Origin of the sequence: Emticicia sp. TH156, from assembly GCF_002855535.1 — a bacterium.
Lineage (GTDB): Bacteria > Bacteroidota > Bacteroidia > Cytophagales > Spirosomataceae > Emticicia > Emticicia fluvialis.
This window is the reverse complement of record NZ_PKRS01000006.1, coordinates 344916-371189: the sequence shown is the minus strand read 5'-3', so window position 1 is coordinate 371189 and position 26274 is coordinate 344916. Positions and strand designations below refer to the sequence as shown.

Genomic DNA, 26274 nt, shown 5'->3' with positions numbered 1-26274 from the left:
AAAACCCCGAAATTCCAAGAAATTGGCAGTTTTCGGGGTTGTTTTTTTATGTAATACGCTGATATTTAATTACTTATCTCTCATAAGGTTTCCCTAATTAAGGGATTATTTAATGGCAATAAATAGCTTTCTTTCAATATATCAGAAACTATAAATAAAACTGTTTCAACGTAAAATTTGGCATTGCACTAGTGTAAATGGAACAATGCAACAAAGTCAAATTGTGGGACAGCCTCCCACAATTTGACTTCCCTCCCCTCAATCCTCCAATATATTCCCTACAAAGGTATTTTTAAAGAAAAAGGCGGTGAGTAGAAAAACTACTGCCCAGTTGAGATAGATGTAGTAAAAGTCTTCTACATCGCGGTAGATGCTGTCTTTGATTTTTACTTTTTCAAGTCGGTTAATTTGTGCAAAAATATTCTGTAGTGTCTGGTTGTCGGTGGCTGTAAAAAACTGTCCGTTACCCTGCCGGGCAATTTTCTTAAGGGTGCTTTCATCTACTTTTACATTCTGGCTGTCTTTTCCCACCAGAATGGTGTACACCTTTATACCGAACGACTTGGCTAAATCGGCAGCCGTAAGCGGGTCTAGCGTTCCTGCGGTATTATCACCATCACTTAATATGATGGCTACTTTACTGTTGCCGGGTACCTCACGCAGGCGGTTGATACAGGTCGCCAAAGCACTGCCAATGGCTGTACCCGAGGTTTTTATCATGTTACTGTTTATCTCATCCAGATACTCATTCAGCATATCGTAGTCGGTCGTAAGCGGACAGATAGAATAAGAATCGGCGGCGAAAATAACCAGCCCGATCCGGTCCTGAAAACGGCCTTTGATAAATTCACGCGCTACATTTTTAGCAGCATCAAGGCGGTTTGGGTTCAGGTCTTTTTCAAGCATAGACTCCGAAATATCCATCGCCAGCATAATATCAATCCCTTCTGAAAACTGTTCTTTGCTTTCTCGTACACGTTGCGGACGCGCCAGTGATAACAAAACAAAGGCAATGCCCAGCACAAAAAAAAGTGGCGGCAGGAACCGTAAATAACTAATTAAGCTGGGTTTTAGCTGAGGGTTGCTCAACGATAAGCCCAGTTTCTGTTGGCCGCGGTTATAAAACAGCCAGCGTAACAAAAACAAAAATGGGATGCCCGCAATGCAATACAGATACACCCGTTCAGCCCAAACGAACGAACGCAGGGTTTCCCATTTAAGCCAGTCTATCGAGAACCAATCCCACATTTGTAATTAGTGAATAATTATTGAGTGAATGAGTGAGTACCTATTAGCTATTGAGTGATTTGTGAATGAGTGATTGAGTGATTATAAGGATTGCTTGTAATAATCTACTGCATTTCTTACGCTGCCGTGTTTTAGTACTAGTGCGTGGGCTTCTTCGTGGGGTATTTTCAGCTCTTGCATTACCATTCGTGTGGCACGTTCAATCAATTTCAGATTGGTGAGTTGCATGTCTACCATTTTGTTGCCCCGTACCCTGCCTAACTGAATCATTACTGCCGTTGAAATCATGTTCAGCACTAGCTTCTGTGCCGTACCTGCTTTCATGCGCGTGCTACCTGTTACAAATTCAGGGCCTACTACGGCTTCAACCGGGTATTCGGCTTCAGCGGCAACGGCACTTCCGGCGTTACAAACCACACAGCCTGTCAGGATACCGTGCTGGCGGGCAGTTTTTAAGCCACCTACTACATACGGCGTTCTACCTGATGCTGCAATGCCAATGAGGGTATCTTTATCGTTTATTTTATATTCCGCCAGGTCTATCCATGCCTGTTCAATATCATCTTCGGCGTTTTCAACGGCTTTTCTGATAGCCTTGTCTCCACCGGCCATAATTCCTACGACCATGCCGTGTGGCACCCCGAAAGTAGGGGGGCACTCAGAGGCATCTACAATACCTAAACGGCCGCTCGTTCCGGCACCGATGTAGAAAATCCTGCCCCCGGTTTTCATGCGTGGTACTATCTGGCTAACCAATGCTTCTATCTGCGGAATGCACTTTTCTACGGCATCGGGTACCGTTTTATCTTCTTTATTAATATTGATGAGCAGTTCATGCACCGACATCTTTTCAAGATTATCGTAATGCGAACTCGATTCTGTTGCCAGTTTTTCTAAGCCAAGAGACATATTCTGCTATTCGTAGTGTTTTTAAAAGTTTTAATTTAGATGCGCCAGAGCTTATAGAACAGCAATGCACCTATTTATTCCAATATATTATCAGGTTCTTACTCGCTCTCCCTGCGGCAATAATATCCAAACGGCCGTCGCCGTCCATATCCGCACACTGCATGTCCTCGCAGGCCATTGTGTTGTCGTCAATAATGTGTTCAGTCCATTGGGTAAAAGTGGCATCAGGTATATAGAATTGAATACCTACCTTTTTATCCTTATTTGGTTCACGCCAGCCTACGGCTATCTGTGGCCTGCCCAGTTTCAGAAAATCGGCTAAGGCTAGCGCATGCCCCTGATTCAGGTTTTCATTCAGCACTTGCGGCTCACGGTTATCGCTTACCCAAACCAGCTTATTGCCATGCATGGGCTGAACGGTTGCAAAATAGCCATTTTTGTTTACTTCTGCATATTTCAGTTCACCTATCATCATGTTTTTGTGTTCTTTACCCGCTTTCTCCCATTTGCTGGTGTACTGATAGGTGCGAAGCCCTTCCTTGCCTCCGATGGTAAGGTATGTGGTGGTCTTCTCTTCTTTTACTTCAAAATTATGGGTCAGGTGCATGGTTGAGTCAATCAGATTGCGCTTCCATTCCGACTTTACATTCTTTGGTACTTCATAAGCCCATATTTTTACACCCGCACCTACACCATTGCGGTTGCCTAAACCATGCAGCGGTACTACCACCAGTTGATATTTATTTTTGGCCTTTACCCATTTCATACGGTGAATGGTTACCTCATGATGCAACTCCACAGCCTCCCATTTTTGTGTAGGGTCAGCAGGACGAATCAGATAATGCACCGAACCTGATTTTATGGGGTCGTTCGTCTCGGCCGGATTCCAGTTGGCGCCAACTGCTACTTCTACTTTGCCATCACCGTCTATGTCTCGTGCGGCTATGCACACATTATCTCGGAAGGTCAGGTTTTCAATCATCACAAAGCGTTTCCAGTCGCCGTTTCTATACCATACAAACTGTTTCTGGTCAGCCAATAATATATCGGGTCGTTTGTCGCCGTCTACATCACCAATGGCCAGTCCATAGCCGATACTTACCTGATTATCTATAGTTTGAGGTATAAAATTAGGATTTTGTGCCAAGCATAGCTGTATTGAAAGCACACAGAAAAGGAAAGTTTTCATAGGTTGAAGGGGAATCAGTAAAACATACTACAAAGTTTACAATAAAATTAATTGATTACGATTCAACAGATAATAAACTTTGTGCCAGGCAGCGAATGGAAGGTATATAAACAGCAGAAAGCCCTCGTGGATGTAGAGGACTTTCTGATTGCGTAGATAGTTATTTCATTAATTCAGCATAATGCTTATAAAACAAAGGAATAGTTTCTATGCCTTTGTAGAAGTTCACCAGGCCATAATGCTCATTAGGCGAATGCAGCGCGTCAGAGTCTAGCCCGAAGCCAAACAAGATAGATTTTAATCCCAGTTCTTTTTCGAACAGAGAAACAATCGGTATGCTGCCTCCGCCACGGGTAGGCACAGGCTTTTTGCCAAAGGCTTCTTCCATAGCCAGCATGGCTGCTTTATATCCGGCCGATTCGGTAGGGGTAACATAAGGTTGCCCTCCGTGGTGGCGGGTAACTGTTACCTTTACAGTAGGCGGTGCAATGGCTCTGAAATGCGCATCAAACAGGTCTGCTATTTCTTCCCAGTCCTGGTCAGGCACTAAACGCATTGATATTTTGGCAAATGCCTTTGATGGTAAAACCGTTTTTGAGCCTTCGCCGGTATAACCTCCCCAGATACCGTTTACATCCAGTGTCGGGCGGATAGACGCACGCTCACGAGTGGTGTATCCCTTTTCGCCGGTTACTTCGGCAATATCAAGGTCAGCTTTATATTCTTCTATGCTGAACGGTGCGGCTTCCAGGGCATCGCGTTCTTCGGGTGTTAATTCAACTACTTTATCATAAAAACCCTTTACAGTTATTTTACCGTCGGCATCGTGCATAGAGGCAATCATCTGGCACAATACATTTACAGGGTTTGCCACAGCGCCACCATAAACACCCGAGTGCAAATCACGGTTTGGTCCGGTTACAGAAACTTCCATGTAGGTTAATCCGCGTAAACCTGTTTCAACTGATGGTATATCATTAGCGATGATAGAAGTATCTGAAATCAGAATCACATCAGCCTTTAGTTTCTCTTTGTTCTCTTTTACAAACGTACCCAGGTTTTCAGATCCTACCTCTTCTTCTCCTTCAAACATAATCTTTACATTGCAAGGCAGATGCCCTTCGGCCAGCATCATTTCAATGGCTTTTACGTGCATGTAAATCTGGCCTTTGTCGTCGCATGACCCACGGGCAAAAATAGCCCCTTCTGGGTGAATCTTTGTTTGTTTGATGGTAGGTTCAAACGGTGGCGAATCCCACAGTTCATAAGGGTCAGCAGGTTGCACATCGTAGTGTCCGTAAACCAGAATAGTAGGTAAAGAGGCATCCACTATTTTTTCGGCATATACTACCGGGTGCCCGGCTGTGGGGCATATTTCGGCTTTATCAAGGCCTGCCTGCTGTAACTTTTCTTTGATGTATTCGGCTGCACGAATCATATCAGGCTGAAATTTAGAATCGGCACTGACAGACGGAATCCTCAGGAAATCAAACAACTCGTTCAGAAAACGGTCTTTGTTCTGGTTGATGTAAGTACTCATAATATTTTGTTGAAGCGCCCTTGCAAGGCGAGGCAGATAGTTATTTGCATGGTAACAGAAAGCAAAAAGCCTGCTGTCTTTACACAAAGTAAAAGAATTGCCGCAGAGAATACAAGGAATTTGGCTAACCGCTTTTATTTCTTAGTGCCGAACTTATTTTCGGTTCCGTTCATTAAGCGTTGAATGTTGTGGCGATGAGTAAATACCAGAACCACAAATAAAACACAGCCAAATGCCAGATAGTAGGGGTCTTTATCAGGGTTTATTCCCCACACATTAAAGGCTATCTGTATCGGAAAGAACAGCGCACTCAGAATGGAGCCTAAAGAAACGTATCTTGTAGTAAAAACAATAAGCAGAAAAACTGCCAGGCAGATGATAACTGTGTAAGGGAACGAAGCAGCAATAACACCCAGTGCCGTGGCTACTCCTTTGCCGCCTCTGAATTGGGCAAACACCGGGAACAGGTGGCCGGCCACGGCTGCAATACCCATGAGCAGAAAGAGATATTTATTAGCATCAGGAAAAAGCAGATGGGCTGCTTCTACTGCCAGAAAACCTTTGAGAAAATCGATGAGCAGTACGATTATGCCTGCTTTGCGGCCGAAGGTGCGTAAAGAGTTAGTTGCCCCGGCATTACCACTGCCATGTTGACGGACGTCAACGCCATGAAAAATTTTTCCGTACCAAACAGCAGTAGGAATAGATCCCAGCAAATAGGCTAAAACAACGCCCATTACAATCATAAATTTTCTTTAGTTTTGATATTGATTTGCAAAGCTATATAAATATTGTGAGATTTAAAGATTTAAAAATTCATTAAAATCTATAAAATGCTTATAATTAATATTTTATGTGCATAAATTTTTTTAATAAAATTGTATATTTCGCTTAAACAGTATTCGTGCATACTAACTTTCCTGTTCATGCTTTCAAGCCTCCTATATCCAGCATAAGTAGCCCTTGCAACAGATTAACAAAATGTTTTTTTTGTCAGTCAGTAAATTTTTTTTACTGAGGCGGTGTTGTCTTTTTGAAATCACTGGTTTAATCTGGCAATAAAGCTGGGTTGTGTGGCCATTCTTTGGGGTAACTTCCGCAACATCGTATGAGTATTAATCTATTATCACTTGCTTTTCGGGACGAGGCAAAAAAAACTGTTTTACTGGCTTTGCCTATTATTGTGGCCCAACTGGGCTCTATACTGATGGGCGTAACCGATAATATCATGGTAGGCCACTATCTGGGTAAAATCGGTCTGGGTGTGGCAGGCATAGCCAATTCAATTGCCTTTCTTATATCGTCTATCGGTGTGGGTGGGTTGGCTGTTGTGGCGCCGCTTATCTCAAAAGCAAAAGCAGAGCAGAATGCCGCAGAGGTAAACCGGTTATTTCGGGCAGCCCTTTGGGCGGCCGGATGGTTCGGTCTTTTTATGGGTATCATTGGTTTTTTGTGCATTACTTTCTTTGAAGTTTTTCAGCAATCGGCCGAAATCAATGAAAAATCGCCCGCTTTTATGGGCATCATTCTGATTTCTAATGTATTCACGTTTTTGTTTATTGCTTCCAAACAATTATCAGACGGACTTTCAAAAACCAAAGTTGCCATGATGATTACCATCATCGGGCTGATTGTCAATTTTGTATTAAATGTACTTTTAATCAATGGGTATCTGGGTTTGCCTAAAATGGGGCTTAACGGAGCGGCGGTTTCTACCCTTCTGACAAAGGCTCTGATGTTTATGGTGATGCTACTGTATTTATACAGGGCAAGCGCTTTTAAAGATTACCTGAAAAGTATTTATAACCCGCTGCCGGTTGCCGATTTGGTGAAACTGATTTTTAAGATTGGCGTACCCAGTGGTTTGCAGTTTTTCTTTGAGATTGCGGCCTTTTCGTTGGCAGTGGTGATGATGGGCTGGTTGGGCGAAACCCAGTTGGCTGCGCACCAGATTGCCATTAATATAGCCTCAACCACGTACATGATGGCCTCTGGGTTGGGTGTAGCCGGGGCTATCAGGGTAGGTGAGGGCAGGGGGCTGAGGAGCATCAGAAAGATAAAGATGTCTGGCAATGTGGCATTGCTGCTGGTGGGTACTTTCATGACCATCATGATGTTGCTCATTATTGTGCTGAACCGTTTTCTGGTAGAACTGTATATATCAGATGCCGAAGTAATTGTGCTGGCCGGTAAGTTAATGCTCATAGCAGCTGTATTTCAGTTATCTGACGGCATACAGGTAGTGGCGCTGGGTATTCTGCGTGGCATTGCCGATGTAAATATTCCTACCTGGATTACCATGTTTGCCTATTGGGTTGTAGCTTTGCCACTAGGTTATTTTCTGGGTTTTAACCTCAAGCAAGATGCCGTCGGTATATGGATTGGCCTCTTTGCCGGCTTAACCATTTCGGCCGGATTGCTCACTACAAGGTTCTATTATATGGTGGGCAAGCTCAAAAAGACTGAACATTATCAATTGGAAATACAAGATGCTTAAAAGTCACGAGTTGCTCAGGTCATATTATAACGAAAATCTGATTGAAGCAGGGCTTGACGAGGCCGGAAGGGGCTGTCTGGCAGGCCCGGTAGTGGCTGCCGCCGTTATTTTACCCAAAGATTATAAACATAGCTGGCTGAATGACTCCAAACAATTAACCAAAACCCAGAGAAACAGCCTGCGCGTAGAAATAATGAAAGAGGCCGTTGCTTATCAAATAGCGGAGGCATCTGAAAAAGAAATTGATAAAATAAATATTCTGAAAGCCAGTTTTCTGGCCATGCACCGGGCGGTTGATGCCTTGGCTACCAGACCTGAACACCTGCTGATTGACGGTAATCGGTTTGTGCCTTATCCGCTTATTCCGCACACCTGCATTATTAAGGGAGATTCCCGGTTTTTATCCATAGCGGCCGCCTCAATTCTGGCTAAAACCTATCGCGACGACCTGATGGAAAAACTAAGCGCCGAGTATCCGCATTATAACTGGCATATCAATGCCGGGTATCCTACCATTCATCACCGGAACGCCATTCTGCAGCATGGGCTGTCGCCTTACCACCGGCTTACATTCAGGGGCGTAAAACAATAAAACCCCTGTAAAGCTGACGCGCTACAAGGGTTTTTACTTATAAAATCATCGCTTAGAAAGAAAGCGTCTTCAGATAAGCGGCATCGTTTTTCATACTTTCAATCGGGCTAACCGGATATTGCTCCTGTTCTACCAGATAATATCTGATACCGGCATCTTTACCGGCACGAATCAATTGTTTGTAGTCAATAATACCTTTTTCCAAATCGGTTTGTTTGGGTCTTGGGTCTTTGGTTTCCAATTGTTTAATATGGCAAAGTTCATAGCGTTTGCCGTATTCTTTCAAGTGCGCCAGTGTATCTTCGCCAGAGGCTTCAATCCAGCACATATCTAATTCAAAACATACTAATGACGGGTCGGTATTCTCTAACAAAATACGTTGACCTTTTACCCCGTTGGCATTCTGAAACGAGTATGAGTGATTGTGGTAGCCATAACGCAAACCATATTTTTTGCAGGTTTCGCCATGTTGGTTAAAAGTTTCTGCTTTCTTTTTCCAGGCGTCTGCCGAGGGTTGCATCCCAATAGCCGGGCAAATTACATAGCTTAAACCGGCTTCGGCACATTTGGCAATCATTTCCTCGTTGGTTTCCTGTAGTCCCAGGTGCGTACTCACCATTTTTACGCCTATATCAGACAAAAACGCCTTGGCATCTTTGGGCGACATTCCCCATAGTGGGTCTTTTGAATAACTCTCAAAATATTTATAGCCCATATCGGCCAATTGTTTCATATAACCTCTTGGGTCTTTAGGCAGCACATCGCGTATACTGTAAAGCTGGCAACCAAATTGTTTAAGGGTTTCTTTGGCATCTACTCTGTTTGCTATTAGTGCCATAGCAGCCAAAGAAGCAGATTGCTGCAGGAATTTTCTGCGGTTAATATTCATAGTTTTGAAAGAAGGTTTGATTTTTTAATAACACTTGGCAATTTAGCTGATTTTACAAAACCTTTAAGATTAAGATTATGATTTTTTTTGTGAAAACGCTAGAGTAAACCGCTTTTGCTCATAAAAAAAGGCACAAGCCGCTATTTGCCTGTGCCTATAAATATAAAGTGCCTGAAATCTTAGCTTTCAAATATATTGCCCAGCCCGCCCAGAATTGAGCCGCTTTCTTTGTTGGCATTGCCACCATACGGCGACAGGCGCTGAATCAGCTTAGAAATCGGTAAAGATTGTATCCAGACCTTCCCTGTACCGCGAAGCGTTGCCAGAAAAAGACCCTCACCACCAAAAATCATTGATTTAAGGCTTCCCGAACGCTCAATGTCAAACTGTAGCTGAGGCTCAAAGCCAACCACACAACCTGTATCAATACGAAGGGTTTCATTATTTAACTGGCGCTCAATTACCACACCACCCGAGTGGATAAAGGCCATGCCGTCGCCCTGTATTTTTTCAAGAATAAAGCCTTCGCCCCCAAAGAAACCCGAGCCCAGGCGTTGATTAAAATGTATTGAAATACTAGTTCCCTTAGCTGCGCACAAGAATGCGTCTTTTTGCACAATAAGCGTGTTGCCCATAATATTGGCCAGGTCAACAGCCTTGATTGTGCCCGGATACGGAGCGGCAAATGCCACTTTGCGCTTCATGTTTGAAGTTGTATTGGTGAAGTGGGTCATAAAAACTGACTCACCCATTAACACCCTTGAGCCAGCCTGAAGCAATTTGCCGAAAATGCTTTGCTGGGGTTGCGAGCCGTCACCCATTTTGGTTTCAAACTGTATGCCGTCTTCCATAAAAAGCATTGAACCGGCTTCTGCTATAACGGTTTCGTAAGGGTCCAGTTCTATTTCTACAATCTGGATATCTTCGCCAAATATTTTGTAATCAATTTCGTGAGAACGCATGTCTTTAATGGATTAAAATGATGAGGCGAATATATAGGTTTAAGAATAAAAACTTCAAAAAAAACTACATAAATGGGCAAGCGCCACATTGGAGTGGTTGTTTTTTTATATTGTTTTTTTCCAACCAATTGCCGGTATTCAGTATCATAGTAGAAAAACATTTTATAGACATCTACAAAACGGCAGTTTTCAACGCAAACGGAAGGCTTAACGCTTGTGCAAATTAAATTTACAGGATTTATGAAAAAGTTAATGGTAATTATGCTGGTTGCAATGGCAACCGCGTGCTCAAAAGAGACGGCAGAGCCTCAGGCTAATTTAGGTGGTAAAATTGAGATGTCTTACGCGCAGGCAGTAATGCTTCAGGAAGGCGTATCTGTGAAGGTTACAAAAATAGAAGACAGCCGCTGCCCCAAAAATGTGGTATGTGTTTGGGCAGGTATGGTAAAGGTTTATTTCAGTGTTACTGAAAACAACGTTTCCAAAGATGCCTCGGTAGAGTTATACGCCGACAACTCAAAAACTCCCAAAACAACTGTTATATTAAATGGAACTACGTATGCAATTGAAGTAACTGAGGTTTCTCCGTATCCGTCAACGCCTGACCCTATCAGTCTTGAGAATTACCGAATCATCTTTACAATTAAAAAGGTGTAAAAACAATTAAAGCCGGCTACCTAGCCGGCTTTAATTGTTTAATCAGGCCTGAGGTTCAGGTGATGGCGGTGTCTGGCTACCGGTATTTCTGGCAAAAAAATCCTGCAGAAATTTTTCAATACCCGGAAAATGTTCTTTCAGTTCTTCGGCTCCTTCGGTTTTCAGTTTCTCGAAATACTCAGGTGCTTTGTCAATGGCGCCTTCGGCTTCATCCTTTAGTTTACCGGCCTTGTCTTTCAGGTTTTCAAGGGCCTTTTCACCCTCTTCGGTTTGTAAATATTTGTGTAATGCTACCCCTGCAACTGCTCCGAGTACAAAAGTGGCCAGATGTTTTGCGTTAATCATGGTCTTAATATATGCTTTAGTTTAAAATCATACTTTATTGTAAAACGAAATTATCTGATAAAAGTGTCTGAAACTTGCTCTGATAATCTATATTTTTGTCTTAGCTAAAAATGCTCTCTTGATGACAGATAACTTGATTGATACTTACGCCAGAATACTATATGATTATCATTTTCTTAAACAAACAATTAAAAAGGCCGACTGCATTTTTGTTTTAGGTAGCCATGACCCCTCAGTGGCCGACTACGCCTCTCAACTTTACCAAAACGGCATGGCTCCATCTATTATTTTTTCGGGTGGGGTTGTGAGGCCTGCCGGCGAATTACGAAACACAGTGCCCAAAACAGAGGCCGAGGCTTTCTTTGACATTGCAGTTAAAAAAGGAGTGCCACCCCAAGCCATTATTCTGGAAAATGAGGCTACAAACACAGGCGAGAACTTTATATTTACCAAGAAACTAATACAGGCTCAGCAGCTTAAATTCCGCAGCTTTATTCTGGTGCAGAAGCCGTATATGATCAGGCGAACCTATGCAACCGCTATGGTTCAGTTTAAAGAGTTTGATTTTGTGGTTTCTGCTCTTGCTGATACGTACGACACCTACCTGAGCCGTTGCGCACAAAACGGTATCAGCAAAGAAAGGGTAATCAGCAACATGACCGGAGACCTGCAACGGTTGAAAATTTACCCCGAAAGAGGGTTTCTGATACCCATGGATATTCCTGAAGAGGTATGGAGTGCCTATGAAAAACTAATTGAAGCAGGCTATGAAGGGCGCATGGCAAGCTGAATTTTTTCCGCCCAATAAAATAATTGGCAAAAAAATCCATGATTTTATTTTAAACCAGAATTTCAGAATTAATATTGCCCTGTTGACAGCATAACAAGTGTGCAGGCTTCTAAAGGCTCTATATTGTTTTTGGCAAGTAGGTCTTCAAATTCTGTATTTTCGGTTCCTGGGTTAAATATTACTCTTTTGGGCTTCAGGCTCACAATGTAATCGTAATATTCAGGCTGGTGTTTCGGGCTTACATACATAGTTACGGTATCAATGCCATCCAGGTTTGGTTTGCTTGTCTGTATTTCTTTATTACCGATATTCCCTGTATCTCTACCTATCAGTTCAATTTCATGACCGTGATTCAGCAATCTGTTGGCTGCCAGGAATGCATATCGGGCGGGGTCGGTTGATGCACCAATGATTAATGTTTTTTTTGACATTGTCTTAATCTGTTATAGTTAAATAACATTACCCGAAGCCGGTTTTGTTCCTTAATAATACATTAAGCAAGCCCGTAAGAACAATTTACCAACTGAAATGCTGTTTAATATGCGAGGATAATCCTGTCAGATGGGTTGTACTACCTATTTTGCTGGCATAATTTTTTTGCATTGATTGAATATAGTTAAGATTAAATTTTTTTTGTGATGAACCGAGGACTGAATAGCGAAAAAAATGCCCTGTGGGCTGAACGATGGACCCCCGTTGTAATAAATGTAGAAGGTGTTGAGAACCCTCCGCGTTATGAGGTCTCAAATTTTGGCAGGCTGCGCAGCCTGCAGAGTGACGTAAAAGGAACAATTATTAAAGGCTCGGTTATACAAGGCTACAGGTCTTTGAATGTTAGGTTGCCTAAAGGGAAAACGTTTAACCGTTATATCCACAAGCTTGTTGCCGAAACCTTTGTAAAAAGAGAAAGTCCCGACCATAAGTTTGTAATACACCTGGACTTCGATAAGATGAACAACCATTTTGAAAACCTGAAATGGGTAACCAAAGATGAAATGGTTGAGCATAACCGTGAGAATCCCGCAGTGAAAAACAAACCGGTACCCAGAAATACCAAAAATTATAAACTGACCGAGACGAAAGTGCGCATGATAAAAAAAATGTTGCAGAACGAAAATACACGCCTGAAAATGATAGCCAAGCAGTTTGGTATTACTCACACACAATTGAACCGCATACGCTCTGGAGAAAACTGGGGGCATTTGAAATTAGACGAATAACTGCACCTCTATTAAGACGTTATGCAAATGAGCCCTTAACCCCAAAAAGCCCTCAGTAAAATGCAGCTTTGTTAACATGTGCTATACTAACCTGAGCTTTAAGTCGAAACCCGATGCTTAAGGTATATGAAGTGCTTTTAGAATGTTATTGGTAATTTCAACTCGGGCGGCGCCAAAAGATGGTAGTTTCTTATCTATGGGTTTATACACTCTGGTAACAAAAAAATAGGTGTTGCTTTTGGCTTCTATGTAACCAACAAACCAGCCTATATCGGTAGGTGGGAAATTAGACCATCCGGTTTTTGCACGTAGCAGGTATTCCGGAGTTTGCTCTCGAATCATTATTTTTTTTATGATGTCAAACGTCCTTTTAGAGAAAGGTAATTTTTCTTCATGAAGTTTTACTAAAAATTCAAGCTGGTTCTTGGGCGAAATCAGCATACTTGAACCCAGCCAGAAGGTTGTAAGCCCTCCACTTATGTCTTGGTTTCCGTAGTTACAGGCTTTCAGGTAACTCCGGTATTTGTCTTCGCCTATTCGTCGGGCAAGCTCCTGATAAAACCAGACCGTTGAGTTCTTATAAGCATTCTTCAGGTCGTGGTCGGCATTCCATGCACTTTGCGACCGCTCCTGCCCGTCCCATTTAATTACTTCATTTTCATCTTTAATGGCTCCGGTTTCCAGGGCTATCAGCGAATTTAGTATTTTAAAAGTTGAGGCTGGGGAAGTTACTTTTAAAAACTCTGCCTTATTGCTTACAACATATTCTTTCTTTTGGTAGTTGTACATAAAAAAACCGCCTTCAAGGTCTTTTTCCTTAAAATAAGAGCTGAAATCCTGAACTTTCTGTGCAGAAAGTTCAAATAATACGCAAAGAGAAAAAATAAAAGCAAGTAGTTTTTTCATTCTAAAGAAGCGCGGGTTAATTTTGGATTGGTTTCTTGCAAAAATACGCAAAAGAGATAGGAAATATAGATGGATGATTCAATTTCTGAACATATTTTTATTCTTTTTTGTGAGAAACAATGCAAATTAGCTGATAGTTGAAAAAGACTTAAAGGCCGCTTAAATATGAATCTGAAAGTACTGTGTTTTGGGATAACCCGCGATATCATCGGGCAGTTTGAGTATAAGGTCTCAATGCCTGCCAATGCCACTGTGGCCGACCTCAAGAAACACTTGGCAGCACAGTTTCCGGCTTTTGGCCAATTGAAATCGTTACGTATTGCACTGAACGAAGCCTATGCCGAAGACCCCATGCTATTAAATGAAAACGATGAAATAGTGCTGATTCCCCCGGTAAGTGGCGGGTAATTGTGGCTTTAATGAATTTGAAAAATGATTGACATTCAACTATTGCATACAACACTATCTGAACAGGCCTGCCTCGACTTTGTGAAAACAGCCGATGCTGGTGGTATTGTAACTTTCGTAGGTACAGTACGAAACGCCACCCACGGCAAAGCAGTAGTGCGGCTTGATTTTGAAGCCTATGAGCCTATGGCAATATCAGAAATGAAGAAAATTGCTGAGGCAGCCCTGGTAGCTTTTTCATTAAAGAAAATTGCTGTTCATCATAGGGTGGGTACGCTTGCAATCGGAGAAGTACCCGTGGTAATTGCAGTGTCGGCTGCTCATAGGAAGGCCGCTTTCGACGCCTGCGAATATGTAATTGATACCCTGAAAGAAACCGTGCCTATCTGGAAAAAAGAAATATTTGAAGATGGTGAAATATGGGTATCTGCCACACCCTGATAGCACTTCTGTTACCGGGCTTCCAGCTTAAAATCTCTTTTGCCACCTGTTTTTTCAATCAAACGGGTTTCTTTGATGATAATATTATGAGAAAATGCCTTACACATATCATAAATAGTGAGTGCTGCTACGCTGGCACCTGTAAGCGCTTCCATTTCTACACCGGTTTTACCTGTCAGTGAGGCAGTGCATTCTATTACTATTTCTTTTTGCACATTAACACTAATACTAACCTGGCAGTTTTCCAGCCCCAGCGGATGGCAAAGAGGTATCAGCTCTCCGGTACGTTTGGCAGCCATTACCCCGGCAATAATGGCGGTCTGAAACACCGGCCCTTTTCTGGTGTGTATTTCGTCGTGTTGCAGTTGGGCAAGTATCTCATCATCTACCACCACAATGCTACGTGCTTTTGCCAGCCGTCTGCTGATTTGCTTTCCTCCTACGTCAACCATGGTGGGGTTTCCGTTGGCGTCTATATGTGTAAATTCTGCCATATTCATTATTGTTTTTTCTGTAAAATACCCAATTCGCTATACCACACCTCTTCGCTTTCCAGCATTCTTCTGATAACCTCTGCAATAAAGTCTTTGTTTTCAAAAAAATGATAACTCATTATCTGGTTAATGTCTGCCGGTAGAATCTCCAGAATTTTCTGGCGGTATCGGGCATAAGTATCAAAAGGTACATCTCTTTTTTTGCGCTTCAGGCAATTATCACAAATGCCACAGCTGGCCTCGGTAAATTCATCGAAATACTCCTGCAAAAACTGCATACGGCAAAGACGTTCTTCCTGAGCAAACTGCACTACGGCTTCTACTTTTTCTATTTCTTTCTTTTTACGTCGTTCAAATTCTACACGGTTAATCGAAAGATAGTCGGCATCCTGCCTTGCCGTCAGAAAAGTCAGTTGCGGGCTGCTTTTCTGTTTCTGGTAATCGGCTATACCTGCCTGATTCAGGTACGTAAGCATTTTTTCAACTTCGCCGGGTTGCGCATAGAAATTCCGGCCTATGGCGCTTTCTGATATAGTGGTGAAGTCGGTAAACAAATGCCCGCCATACATACGTAGCAGCAATTTAGTAAACCTGTCGTAACTCTCGTTTTTAATCTGAAAATTATATAACTCATGATTATCAACCTTGAAACGGAACTTCGAGGGGCTGAAATATGAGTCGCTTAGCTGAATGAGCCCTTCGTCTTCCAGTTTTTTCAGGGCATGGTGCGTATCGTTGGCCATCAACCCGAAAGTGCCGATGAACTCCTGAAAATCAAAATCATAACTTTCAAAGTTTTCGCCACCCATTGCCAGCCTGAAGTAGTTAGCCAATGCCTGATACGTTCGTTTAAGCGCTTCAATAGGCGGATACTTCTGCTCAACCTGCTTGTAAATATCTTTCAGGTCAGCTTTAAAATATAACAGAATGGCGTAAGACTTCAGCCCGTCACGCCCTGCCCGCCCTGATTCCTGATAATATGCCTCCAGGTTTTCAGGCAGGTCCAGGTGCACAACCACCCGCACGTCGGGTTTGTCTATACCCATGCCAAATGCGTTGGTAGCCACTATAACCCTTACCTGATTTTTTATCCAGGCTTCCTGTTTTCTGAAGCGTTCAGCCATTGAAAGCCCGGCATGGTAGTACTCAGACCTGATGCGGTTGCTATTCAGCCAGTCAGAAATCTCTTTGGTTCTTCTGCGGCTTCGCACATACACAATAGCGCAGCCCTGTACTTTCATGAGTATCTCAAAGAGTTTACGTTCTTTGCTTTCCTCGCAAAAAGCCGAGTAAGAAATATTTGGCCGGGCAAAACTTTGCTGGAAAATCTGAGTGTTCTGAAAGCCCAGTTTTTGGATAATATCCTGCTTTACATCTTTTGTTGCCGTTGCCGTAAGGGCTATCATAGGCGCCTTGGGCGCAAATTTCCTGAATTCCGGAATTTTAAGATACGGCGGGCGGAAATCGTACCCCCATTGAGAAACACAGTGGGCTTCATCAACCGCCAGTAAGCACACTTTCATACGTTTGGTGCGCTCTTGCATAATCTCAGTCAGTAAGCGCTCGGGCGACACATACAAAAACTTGAAGTCGCCATATACAAAGTTATCCAGAGTATAGTCAATCTCTGTCCGGTGCATGCCTGAGTAAATGGCTGCTGCCTTGATACCGCGTCTTTTCAGCTGTTCAACCTGATCTTTCATCAGAGCAATCAGCGGAGTTATAACAATGCAAACACCGTCCATTTGCATGGCAGGTACCTGAAAGCAAACAGATTTGCCACCACCTGTAGGCATTATAGCCAGGGTGTCGTTTCCTTGCAGTACAGAATTAATGATGTTTTCCTGTAATGGCCGGAACGAATCATACTGCCAGTATTTCAGTAATATTTCTTTTGATGCTTGCATCGTTCAAAACGCAGTTTCCGTCTAACATGCAAAGATACAGAGTTCGGCCGTTAATACATTAACCCAGGCCGGGGTATAAAAGATGTTTGTTTAATTAAGCAACGGTGACATAATACCAAAATGAACAGCCGATAAACTTAACGTACCAGGTATAGCGTGTATCAATCATTAAATCTGGCTTTGAGTTTGTACAAAATGTGATTTTATGCGTTAGAATTTATACCTTGTATAGAATTTTGTCAGCAACCTAAACCTGGCAGATTACGTAATTTAAAATAGACTTTGAAAAACAGGAATTGATATAAAAATATGAGAAAACTTTACCTTTCCGGCTTACTGGCTTTTACCGTCATGTCAGCACTGGCTCAAAAGCCAAATAGCCCACGTGATAAAGACCTTGCAAAACCCAACACCGGCAAAATAGAGTTTATGAAGGGCAATATGATAGTGTGCCCCGGCGATTTTGTTGATGCAAACACCTACGTGCCCCCGGCTAAAGATGTTCAGGCAGCCCTGAAAGCGAAAAGCTCAAGAACCACAGCGGCTACTTCAACCACATTTATAGTTACCTATGAAGGGTTTACACCAGAAGCGCAAAAGGCATTTCAGCAGGCGGTAGATATCTGGGCGTCTATACTTAGTTCGCCGGTGCCTATCCGTGTGCTTGCCATCTGGCATGACATCCAGAGTAACAGTGCCACCAGTACTATTCTGGGGCAGGCAAGCCCGGCCGATTTTACACGCAATTTTCCCGGGCAGCAAAAATCAGGTACCTGGTATCCGATTGCCCTCGCTGAAAAAATTGCTGGGAAAGAACTTAACTCAATTAATGATTATGATATAAGAGCAGAGTTTAACAGTTCTGCCAACTGGTATTTAGGTAGTGGCGCTCCGGCCCGTAATCAGTTCGACTTCACATCCGTTGTATTACATGAGCTGTGCCATGGCCTGGGCTTTACCTCTTCCATGAGTTCAACGGCTACCTCTACAACGGCATCGTGGGGGTATAGCACCGGATACCCGATTATTTTTGACCAGTTTATGGAAAACGGCACCGGCCAGAAATTACTTAATACCACTTTGTTCGCCAATCCGTCTTCTGCATTGCGTCAGCAGTTAATAGGAAACAATCTTTTTTTTAACAGCCCGATGTCTCAGATGAAAGGGGACGAAAAACCCAAGCTTTATGCACCAATTGTGTATGAGCCGGGGTCCAGCGTTTCTCACCTTGACGATAACACTTATACATCGGGTAATGATAATTCCTTAATGACCTCCAGAGCCAGTTTGCGTGAGGTAATTCGTGACCCCGGCCCACTGGTACGCAATATGTTTGCTGATATGGGCTGGAAGAGCACCTCTCTGGTGCATACACCTGTTAAAAGCATTGAAAACTTTGTTTCCAGTGTAAAGATATCGGCCAGAATAACGAGTGACACTACACTGGTGGCAGGCAGTGCCAAGTTGTATTATTCAGAAGACGATTCCATCAGTAAGGCCAAGGTTCTTGATTTGGTACGTGTAGCCAATACTGACGAATACACTGCCACTATTCCGGTTAGTAAACCCGGTGCGGTTATCAGATATTATCTGGTAGTACAAGACAACTACAAGCGCACCAATACTTCTCCGGCTGAAGCGCCATCAAAAGGCTTTTATGGTTTTCAGGTAGGCGCAGCAGATATTTCAGCGCCATTTGTAACGGCTGTTCCGCTTACTTTTGTGCCACCCGCAACAAAGCCGGATGTTTTTCTGAACGCCGAAGACGACTTTGAACACGGTATAGATACTGTTTACGTAGAGTATCTGGTGAATGGGCAGGCAAAACCGGCTGTTGGTTTGAAAAAGTATAATCCGGAAACAGACGACAAGCGCTATTCGCAGGGAAGAAATGATGTATATGCCTATCTGGGCAAAGAACTCTTTGGCAACCTGCAAAAAGGAGACCGCGTTTTGTATAGAATTGTGGCCATTGATAATTCAAAGAACAAAAACACAACAATTATTCCTTCTTACTTTAATACACCCGGCAAAAATGTAACGCTTTCACCTGATTACTTTGAGTTTGTGGTTACAGACCTGAACACGCAAGTGCCGGTGAGAGAATACAGCACCGATTTTAATACCCCTAATGCTGATTTTATCGGAATCGGTGGATGGGATATCCGGCAGCCATCCGGATTTGACGACGGTGGTTTACACTCGGCGCATCCCTATAAAAACGGTGGAGACGAGTATCTGGAATCAAATACAATGGCCTTGTTCTTAAAGCCTATTGAGTTGAAAAATCAGAAAGATTCTGCCAATATTACTTTTGATGAAATTGTTTTGGTTGAGCCTGGTGAAGCCGGTGCCTCATACGGAAGTACCAATTTCTTTGATTATGTGGTGGTAGAAGGCTCTTATGACGGTGGAGCATCTTGGGAGCCCTTTGAAGATGGGTATGATGTGTCTGTCAATAGTGAGTGGGTAAAGACTTATAATAATTTTGAGGAAAGTACGTATATAAATCAGAATGGCGAAACAGAAAAGGTTAATGATTCAAAAGGGGTAGGAAAGCAAAGCCTTTTTAGAACCAGAACTATCAAGATGCTTAACAGTGGTACTTTTGTAGCCGGAGAAACCATTTTGTTGCGCTTCAGATTGTTTAGCGACCAGTTGGTTCATGGCTGGGGCTGGGCTATTGATAACCTGAAAATACAGATGAAACCACCCGCCCCGATACTGGCTGTTGAACCCGGTCTTGAGAAAACAATTACATTGGCACCTAATCCATCACCAGACGAAATCCAGATTACAGCCACCCTGCCCAAACCTGGCCGCGTAAAAATGGAAGTATTGGGGGCAAACGGCAAAAAAATGATGGACCGCGAGTACCTCACCGATATTAGTATGTTTTACGAGAAAATAGATGTAAGAAGCCTGAATGCAGGCACCTATCTGGTGCGTTTGCATACAGAAAACGGCATTATTGTAAAAAGATTTGTGGTGAGCCATTAATTAAGTATTAATACATTATACCGACGGAGTCTGTTCCTGCATCTGCGACAGACTCCTTTTTTTTCTGCTTCTGGGTAATCAGAACAAATAAGGAATGAATAATTGAATTTAGCTTGCCGGGTTTTTCCGGATTTTGTTTTTAATGCTTAAATTGGGTCAAAAATAGTTTATGCAAAAAACAATACTTTGGGTGTTTCTGGCCATAATCGGCATTTCATGCACTACCTCCCACAATTTATCCCGTCGGCAGCCTTTTGCCCGCATGATAGACACCTCAGAAGTGTTTGCCCATAATTTTACCGGAATGGCCATTTATGACCCGACCGCGAAGAAAGCTATTTTTGAAAGAAATGCCGACAGGTATTTTACACCTGCCTCTAATACCAAGTTATTTACTTTTTATGCCTGCCTTAAAACGCTGGGCGATTCTATTCCGGCCCTGCGATATACCATTAATAAAGACTCACTGATTTTCTGGGGAACCGGAGACCCGACTTTTTTTCATCATGATTTAAAAAGCACAAAGGCTTTCAACTTCTTGAAAAGCCAGAAGGGTACAAAAAACCTGTTTTTTTCAGATGGTAATTTTACTAACGAGCCGATGGGTGAAGGTTGGGCCTGGGACGACTACAATGATTATTATTCTGCCGAAATTTATGGGTTACCCATGTATGGCAATGTGATACGTGTGAGTATTGATAAAGGCACCTTTGCCCCGCAACCTGCTATTTTTAGTAATAGTTTCTACAGAAAAGATGAGGGTAGCAGCATTAAACGTATCCAGACCGATAATATATTTGTTTTGCCAAAGTCTACTTTGCAAAAAAACAACTATAAAACAGATATACCCTTTAAAACCTCTTCGGCACTTACCCAGCAATTGCTGATGGACACGCTCAGAAAAAATGTAAGCCTGCTGCATGTTCCGGTGCCGAAAGATGCCAGAACTATTTACAGTATGGCCTCTGAAGATGTATACCGGTTGATGATGCAAGAGAGCGATAATATGCTGGCCGAACACCTGCTGCTGCTGTGTGGCGCTGTATTGAAGGATTCGCTGAACACGGCATTTGCAATAAAATCTGTTACTGAAAAGCACCTGCAGGACTTGCCCGATGCGCCAAAGTGGGTTGATGGTTCGGGGTTGTCCAGGTACAATCTTTTCACACCCCGGTCAATCGTAAAGCTGCTTGAAAAAATAAGTGCTGAAATGCCTCAGGAAAAACTCTATACTATTTTACCGGCCGGCGGGCAAACCGGAACACTCAAAAACGTATTTAAATCTACCGGAAAGCCTTTTATTTTTGCCAAAACCGGCACCTTGGGTGGCGTTTATAACCTGAGTGGGTATCTGGTTACTAAAAAGGGCAAAACCCTGATTGTAAGCCTGATGAATAATAATTTCAACCTGCCGGCTTCTAAAATACGGCGTGAGGCAGAAAAAGTACTTACATGGGTTTATGAACACTATTGATTATTTTACTTCAGCATAATATTCTTTGTCAAATATTCTGTAATAGAGCCAGGCGGGTACCTTATCAAAGTAAGGTTGCATGTCATTAAACGTAGGTCTTTGCGAGGCATGCAACAACATGGCTTGCTTTTTAAATTCACCTGCGGTACTAATCCTGACAGCCATTGCAGGTGTTGGCAAGGTGTTGTTTTTGCTGAAATTCTTCTTAAAGCTGGCCGAAATCTTCTTAGCGGTTGCTATCATAGGTGCGGGCAATGTAACCTGGTAAAGCCTTGTGGGAGAAAAGCCGTTTGTGCCTTTATCTGCCAGAAAAACCTCTTTGGTATATTGCGCCATAAGGCGGTGGTCCGGGTGGCCGTATAAACCAATTACATCATCATAAGTAATTAAAACAGTAGGCTGGTAAAGGGCTATTTTCTGGCGGATAATCTTTTTTAATGAATCAGCCGGAATATCTTTAATGCCACCATCAGGGTAATTGAGTATTTCCTGATGAGCCACACCTAATAGCTCTCCTACAGCCCGCAGTTCTTTCTCTCTGATGTCAGCCAGTGCTATTTTCTTTTTTATGGGGTCGGTTTCATTCACCGTGCCGTTACTGTTGCCTGCTTCGCCATGTGTAAAAGTAATCAGGCTGGTTTCTATGCCCTGTTTATTCAATAATTTCAGGGTTCCGGCACAGGTAATTTCGTCGTCAGGGTGAGGGAATATAAACATCACTTTTTCTCCGGTAAAACCATCGGTCAATGGAACAGAATCATCCTGCAACTGGCCTCTTAAATAAAGAAAGCCGCCGGCCAGAAGAAGAAGAATAGCTATCAGGCTGAATAGAACTACTTTTTTCATAAACAAATGGTGAAACGTTGATTAAAGTCTGCCACTAAGCTAGGAAGATAACGCTGGTTTTTCAATCATATAGCCTATTTTTGTGCGCACCATTTAAGGTTATCAGTAAACTCATTACCCCATGAACCGAAACATAGAAGCACTTTACAACATTGCCCAAAAGCGGGAACGAACCATTATCGGTCTGATGTCAGGCACCTCAATGGACGGTCTGGATATTGCGCTTTGCAGATTCAGAAAAAGTGGGGGAGAAACCGAAATTGAACTGGTAGATTTTGATACCGTTAGTTTTGACGAAGATATAAAAGACGAAATAAGAAAGGTATTTGCCAAAAAGGAAATTGATTTCCAGCAATTGTGTGTGTTAAACCCCTGGATTGGTAACTTACATGGGCAATTGGTGAATGATTTTCTGGCCAGCAGGGGCATCAGACCCAACGAAGTAGATGTTTTAGCAAGCCACGGACAAACCGTTTTTCATGCACCTAAAATTCTGCATGGCCTGGACAAATTCCCGAACGCTACCCTGCAGATTGGAGATGGTGACCATCTGGCCGTAAAGACAGGTATTATTACCTTGTCAGACTTCCGCCAGAAACATTGTGCTGCCGGGGGTGAAGGTGCTCCTCTGGCTGTTTATGGCGACTACCTGATTTTCTCGAAGCGCGACGAAAACCGGATTTTACTCAATATGGGAGGCATTGCCAATTTTACCTATCTGGCCGGAAACCTGGATGCCAACGAGGTATTTGCTACGGATACCGGCCCCGGTAATACTATTATTGATGCCTATGTGAAGAAACACTTCAATCTGGCCTATGACAAAGACGCACAGATGGCGAGCGAAGGCACCGTGAATGCGCCGCTGTTGCAAGCGCTAAAGCAGGATGATTTCTTCAATAAAGCCTTCCCGAAAACCACAGGGCCGGAACTATTCAATCTGGGTTATCTGGCCACTGCACAGCAAAAAGCAGGAGTAGTGCATTTATCACATGAAGACATACTGGCTACCTTATGCCGTTTTTCTGCCGAAACCATTGCAGAGGCTATTCAGAAATTAGTAGCTCAATTGTCTGAATATAAAGCCAACCCGGCTTCGTTTAAGATTTACGGTAGTGGAGGTGGAGTACATAATCCACTGATTATGCAATCGTTGAAAGAGTTGCTACCTGACTTTGAATTTTACAGAACCGATGATTTAGGAATATCCGGCGATGCCAAAGAGGCGGTGCTATTTGCTACTCTTGCCAATGAAGCGCTTGTGGGTGGCACAACCGATTTCGGCGCAAGAAAAGGTGTGCCGGGTGTATCTATGGGCAAAGTTTCTTTTCCGAATTAATAAGCAAAAAAAGGTAAAAAAAATAGCCACAGTTGAGTGTTTACTGCGGCTATTCATATATAAAAGGCAGATTTACGCCGAATTTCTACTGGCATTGATGTTGCCGAACAAAGAGCGGGTAACCATTTTTTCGTAAACCAGCCTCAATTGTTCGTCTGTTGTTTCTTCTATTTTTTGAAGTGCATATTGCTGAATAGTGAGCAGGGGCAATACTATATGTTCGCGGTAATCGATAGACAATTTGCTTAGCCTTTCATTGGCCATCAGGCTTTGTTCGCCTGACACCCGCAGCATATTGGCAACTGTAAGCTTATATTCATCATAAAGTATCTGCCAGAAATTGCCATATTCAGGGTCATTTTTCATATAATAAGTCAACGGAAAATAAGTTTTGGTAAGTGCCATCATGCTATTTTCAATCAGCGTCTTAAAATACAAAGAGTTTTTATACAAGGTCTTCAGGTCTTCAAGGCGGCCCTCATCTATCACTTTCTGCAGGGCTGAACCAAAACCGAAATACCCCGGCACGTTCTGCTTCAACTGGCTCCATGACCCAACAAACGGTATGGCGCGCAGGTCTGATAAAGTGAGTTGCTTGCCCGAACTTCTTTTACTCGGGCGGCTGCCTATGTTGGTAAGGCCGTAATATTTCAACGGACTTTTGTTCTCAAGATAAGGTACAAACAATGGGTGAGCCTTGAGCTCAAAATATTTTTTCACGCCTACGTCGGCCAGCTCATCAATCAGGCTGCGTTCATAGTCGTTAATGACTGAGGCGTCGTCCTGAAAAACGTCATTGATGATACCTGCCGATAGCAACTGCTCAAAGTTGTACATTGCCTGCGACCGCGAACCATACATGGAGGTAATGGTTTGTCCCTGAATGGTAATCTGAATCTCGTTATTGGCAATGGTCGGGCCTTGCGAGGCATAGAACTGGTGGGTTTTACCACCGCCACGTGCAGGCGGGCCACCGCGGCCGTCAAAGAATATCACTTCTACTTCATTCTTGTTCGATATGGCGGTTAGTTTCTCTTTGGCCTGATATATCTCCCAGTTGGCTTTTACATAACCACCGTCTTTGGTACCATCAGAAAACCCAAGCATGATTGACTGCTGCTTGCTGCGGTGTTCCAGATGTTTTTTGTAGAACGGTAACTGGTAAAGCGTCGACATCGTGTTTTCTGAACTGTCGAGCCCCTCAATGGTTTCAAACAAAGGTAAAACATCCACATTGATTTCCTCAGACTTGTAGCCGCAGAAACGGAAGAGTGCCAGTACCTCCAACACCGAGAAAACAGAGGTGGAGTTGCTGATAATGTATCGGTGGCAGGCTTTTTCGCCGTTAAGGGTCTGTATCTCCTTAATCACTTTTATGGTCTTGAAAGTGTCTTTCACAAGTGCATCTTCAAAGTCGTCTTCATTTATGTCCAGTTTATACTCGGTCAGGAAGCTGAGTTTTTCATCATAATTCCATTCGGCATAAGGCTTGGCAGATATACCATATTTCTGGTTTATCTGCTCCATTACATTTTCATGTATGCTGCTGTCCTGGCGGATATCCAGGCTGGCAAAGTGAAGACCAAATAACTTTACCTGCTGTATAAAACGGTCTAGTAAATCAAGAAACAGGCCTTTATGTTGGGTTATCAGTATTTGCCTTACCTCGTCTAATGACGCAAGCAGCTCCTGCAATGTCAGGTCATTTTTAAGGCCGTTCATATTGGTGTAAATGCGGTTGCTGATGGCTGTCAGCAATGGCATTACCCCTTTAAATGTTAAACGGCGGCAAATAATTTTGAAATCGTTATAATAGCATTTCAGGATGCTGGTTCTCAGTTCTGTCGAAACTTTTTTGGATATTTCTGCCGTTACAAAAGGGTTGCCGTCGCGGTCGCCGCCTGGCCAGAAACCCAACTCAAGCACAGGCTTGAAGCCCTGGCTGTTATTATTGTTCTGAAAATAGGTGTTCAGTTTTTCGTGTATTTCACCTATTACCTGATAATACACATGGCGCAGGTAAAATATAATACTTTGTGCTTCTTCAAGCGGGGTAGGTTTTTTATCGTTAATAAAAGGCGTTTTGCCCAGCTGTTGCAGCAGCGAGTCAATGCCGTTAATATCATTTTTAGGAATAAGCTGTTCAAGGTCTTGAATAATACGCAGTACACTGCTGGGGTAAAACTGTGTAGGGTGCGCTGTAAAAACTATACGCACTTTAAAGTTCTGTAGTTTTTTCTGAACTTCATCCAGCTTGTTTTGTTGTACGGCCAGTTCAAGGGTGCTTTGTAAAGTACCTTTGCCATTGAGCGGATAAAGCTTTTCAAAGGCTGAGTCTTCTACGCTGTCAAAAAGTACCACCTGCCGTTCTATATAGGTTATGAACCTGAACAAAAGGTCAATTTTTTCCTTTTCTTCTTTGATAGAGGTATATTGCCTGAAAAACGTGTCGATGATTTCTTTCGGTTCTTTGCCTTCTTCAAAACCGGCCTCTGACATATCGTGCAGAAAAGGCATTAATTGACCAATTTTAGTCATCTTGTCATAAGGTAACCTTGAAAAAAGTGTATTAAATACAAGGTATTTATTATGAATTTCCTGTGTAAAAATCGAATCAATAG

General features: G+C 42.9%; 24 protein-coding genes. 10 read left to right on the top strand and 14 right to left on the bottom strand.

The window, feature by feature from the left end:
* Window positions 1-258: 258 nt before the first annotated feature.
* From C0V77_RS13650 to plsY, 5 genes are all read right to left on the bottom strand, one after another.
* A complete protein-coding gene (locus C0V77_RS13650; protein WP_101726888.1) occupies window positions 259-1248 on the bottom strand; it encodes a VWA domain-containing protein in 990 nt (329 codons plus the stop codon).
* Window positions 1249-1329: 81 nt separating this feature from the next.
* Entirely contained in the window at window positions 1330-2157 is an 828-nt protein-coding gene (gene murQ / locus C0V77_RS13645) for an N-acetylmuramic acid 6-phosphate etherase (protein WP_173830549.1), read from the bottom strand.
* A 70-nt stretch (window positions 2158-2227) separates the two neighbouring features.
* Complete coding sequence (locus tag C0V77_RS13640) at window positions 2228-3346, bottom strand: FG-GAP and VCBS repeat-containing protein (protein WP_101726887.1); 1119 nt, start codon at window positions 3344-3346, stop codon at window positions 2228-2230.
* A gap of 160 nt (window positions 3347-3506) precedes the next feature.
* Window positions 3507-4886 (bottom strand): dipeptidase, encoded by a 1380-nt coding sequence (locus tag C0V77_RS13635; protein WP_101726886.1) that lies wholly within the window; start codon window positions 4884-4886, stop codon window positions 3507-3509.
* Between the two features lie 134 nt (window positions 4887-5020).
* Window positions 5021-5623, bottom strand: a complete 603-nt coding sequence (gene plsY, locus C0V77_RS13630; RefSeq protein WP_229236279.1) for a glycerol-3-phosphate 1-O-acyltransferase PlsY — start codon at window positions 5621-5623, stop codon at window positions 5021-5023.
* A 371-nt stretch (window positions 5624-5994) separates the two neighbouring features.
* Between plsY and C0V77_RS13625 the strand changes: the two genes are divergently transcribed.
* Together C0V77_RS13625 and C0V77_RS13620 are read left to right on the top strand one after the other, a co-directional pair.
* Window positions 5995-7383, top strand: coding sequence for an MATE family efflux transporter (locus C0V77_RS13625; RefSeq protein WP_173830547.1), 1389 nt, complete (start codon window positions 5995-5997; stop codon window positions 7381-7383).
* A gap of 10 nt (window positions 7384-7393) precedes the next feature.
* On the top strand, window positions 7394-7975 hold the full coding sequence (locus C0V77_RS13620) for a ribonuclease HII (protein ID WP_101726900.1): 582 nt from the start codon (window positions 7394-7396) through the stop codon (window positions 7973-7975).
* Between the two features lie 52 nt (window positions 7976-8027).
* Here the strand turns inward: C0V77_RS13620 and C0V77_RS13615 are convergent, their stop codons facing one another.
* Together C0V77_RS13615 and C0V77_RS13610 are read right to left on the bottom strand one after the other, a co-directional pair.
* Window positions 8028-8864 carry a sugar phosphate isomerase/epimerase gene (locus C0V77_RS13615; protein WP_101726885.1) on the bottom strand — a complete coding sequence of 279 codons (837 nt, stop codon included), beginning with the start codon at window positions 8862-8864 and terminating at the stop codon, window positions 8028-8030.
* A 179-nt stretch (window positions 8865-9043) separates the two neighbouring features.
* On the bottom strand, window positions 9044-9826 hold the full coding sequence (locus tag C0V77_RS13610; protein WP_101726884.1) for a TIGR00266 family protein: 783 nt from the start codon (window positions 9824-9826) through the stop codon (window positions 9044-9046).
* A gap of 240 nt (window positions 9827-10066) precedes the next feature.
* Here C0V77_RS13610 and C0V77_RS13600 point away from each other — a divergent pair, with 240 nt between their 5' ends.
* Window positions 10067-10483: a hypothetical protein gene (locus tag C0V77_RS13600; RefSeq protein WP_143706096.1), complete on the top strand. Its 417-nt coding sequence runs from the start codon at window positions 10067-10069 to the stop codon at window positions 10481-10483.
* Between the two features lie 42 nt (window positions 10484-10525).
* Here C0V77_RS13600 and C0V77_RS13595 read toward each other — a convergent pair whose 3' ends face one another.
* Window positions 10526-10828: a YtxH domain-containing protein gene (locus tag C0V77_RS13595; protein WP_101726881.1), complete on the bottom strand. Its 303-nt coding sequence runs from the start codon at window positions 10826-10828 to the stop codon at window positions 10526-10528.
* 121 nt (window positions 10829-10949) lie between these two features.
* Here C0V77_RS13595 and C0V77_RS13590 point away from each other — a divergent pair, with 121 nt between their 5' ends.
* The gene (locus tag C0V77_RS13590) at window positions 10950-11618 is read left to right on the top strand and encodes a YdcF family protein (RefSeq protein ID WP_101726880.1); all 669 of its coding nucleotides are present in this window, start codon (window positions 10950-10952) and stop codon (window positions 11616-11618) included.
* Between the two features lie 68 nt (window positions 11619-11686).
* On the opposite strand, the gene C0V77_RS13585 is transcribed toward C0V77_RS13590, so the two are convergent.
* Window positions 11687-12049, bottom strand: a complete 363-nt coding sequence (locus tag C0V77_RS13585) for a CoA-binding protein (protein WP_101726879.1) — start codon at window positions 12047-12049, stop codon at window positions 11687-11689.
* A 207-nt stretch (window positions 12050-12256) separates the two neighbouring features.
* Between C0V77_RS13585 and C0V77_RS13580 the strand changes: the two genes are divergently transcribed.
* Entirely contained in the window at window positions 12257-12838 is a 582-nt protein-coding gene (locus C0V77_RS13580; protein WP_101726878.1) for an NUMOD4 domain-containing protein, read from the top strand.
* A gap of 117 nt (window positions 12839-12955) precedes the next feature.
* Here C0V77_RS13580 and blaOXA read toward each other — a convergent pair whose 3' ends face one another.
* Window positions 12956-13744, bottom strand: coding sequence for a class D beta-lactamase (gene blaOXA, locus C0V77_RS13575; protein WP_101726877.1), 789 nt, complete (start codon window positions 13742-13744; stop codon window positions 12956-12958).
* Between the two features lie 165 nt (window positions 13745-13909).
* On the opposite strand from blaOXA, the gene moaD reads away from it, so the two are divergent.
* Window positions 13910-14152, top strand: a complete 243-nt coding sequence (moaD, locus tag C0V77_RS13570; RefSeq protein ID WP_101726876.1) for a molybdopterin converting factor subunit 1 — start codon at window positions 13910-13912, stop codon at window positions 14150-14152.
* A gap of 24 nt (window positions 14153-14176) precedes the next feature.
* Entirely contained in the window at window positions 14177-14593 is a 417-nt protein-coding gene (locus tag C0V77_RS13565) for a molybdenum cofactor biosynthesis protein MoaE (RefSeq protein ID WP_101726875.1), read from the top strand.
* Window positions 14594-14604: 11 nt separating this feature from the next.
* Here the strand turns inward: C0V77_RS13565 and moaC are convergent, their stop codons facing one another.
* Window positions 14605-15087 carry a cyclic pyranopterin monophosphate synthase MoaC gene (moaC, locus tag C0V77_RS13560; RefSeq protein WP_101726899.1) on the bottom strand — a complete coding sequence of 161 codons (483 nt, stop codon included), beginning with the start codon at window positions 15085-15087 and terminating at the stop codon, window positions 14605-14607.
* A 5-nt stretch (window positions 15088-15092) separates the two neighbouring features.
* A complete protein-coding gene (locus C0V77_RS13555) occupies window positions 15093-16994 on the bottom strand; it encodes an ATP-dependent DNA helicase RecQ (protein WP_101726874.1) in 1902 nt (633 codons plus the stop codon).
* A 309-nt stretch (window positions 16995-17303) separates the two neighbouring features.
* Here C0V77_RS13555 and C0V77_RS13550 point away from each other — a divergent pair, with 309 nt between their 5' ends.
* Both C0V77_RS13550 and C0V77_RS13545 read left to right on the top strand, forming a co-directional pair.
* The gene (locus C0V77_RS13550) at window positions 17304-19994 is read left to right on the top strand and encodes a T9SS type A sorting domain-containing protein (RefSeq protein ID WP_101726873.1); all 2691 of its coding nucleotides are present in this window, start codon (window positions 17304-17306) and stop codon (window positions 19992-19994) included.
* 169 nt (window positions 19995-20163) lie between these two features.
* Window positions 20164-21468, top strand: coding sequence for a D-alanyl-D-alanine carboxypeptidase/D-alanyl-D-alanine-endopeptidase (locus C0V77_RS13545; protein ID WP_101726872.1), 1305 nt, complete (start codon window positions 20164-20166; stop codon window positions 21466-21468).
* Here C0V77_RS13545 and C0V77_RS13540 read toward each other — a convergent pair whose 3' ends face one another.
* A complete protein-coding gene (locus C0V77_RS13540; RefSeq protein ID WP_101726871.1) occupies window positions 21469-22314 on the bottom strand; it encodes a PIG-L deacetylase family protein in 846 nt (281 codons plus the stop codon).
* 121 nt (window positions 22315-22435) lie between these two features.
* On the opposite strand from C0V77_RS13540, the gene C0V77_RS13535 reads away from it, so the two are divergent.
* Window positions 22436-23653, top strand: a complete 1218-nt coding sequence (locus tag C0V77_RS13535; RefSeq protein ID WP_101726870.1) for an anhydro-N-acetylmuramic acid kinase — start codon at window positions 22436-22438, stop codon at window positions 23651-23653.
* Between the two features lie 72 nt (window positions 23654-23725).
* Here the strand turns inward: C0V77_RS13535 and C0V77_RS13530 are convergent, their stop codons facing one another.
* Window positions 23726-26191, bottom strand: coding sequence for a phosphoenolpyruvate carboxylase (locus tag C0V77_RS13530; RefSeq protein ID WP_229236278.1), 2466 nt, complete (start codon window positions 26189-26191; stop codon window positions 23726-23728).
* Window positions 26192-26274 lie beyond the last annotated feature (83 nt).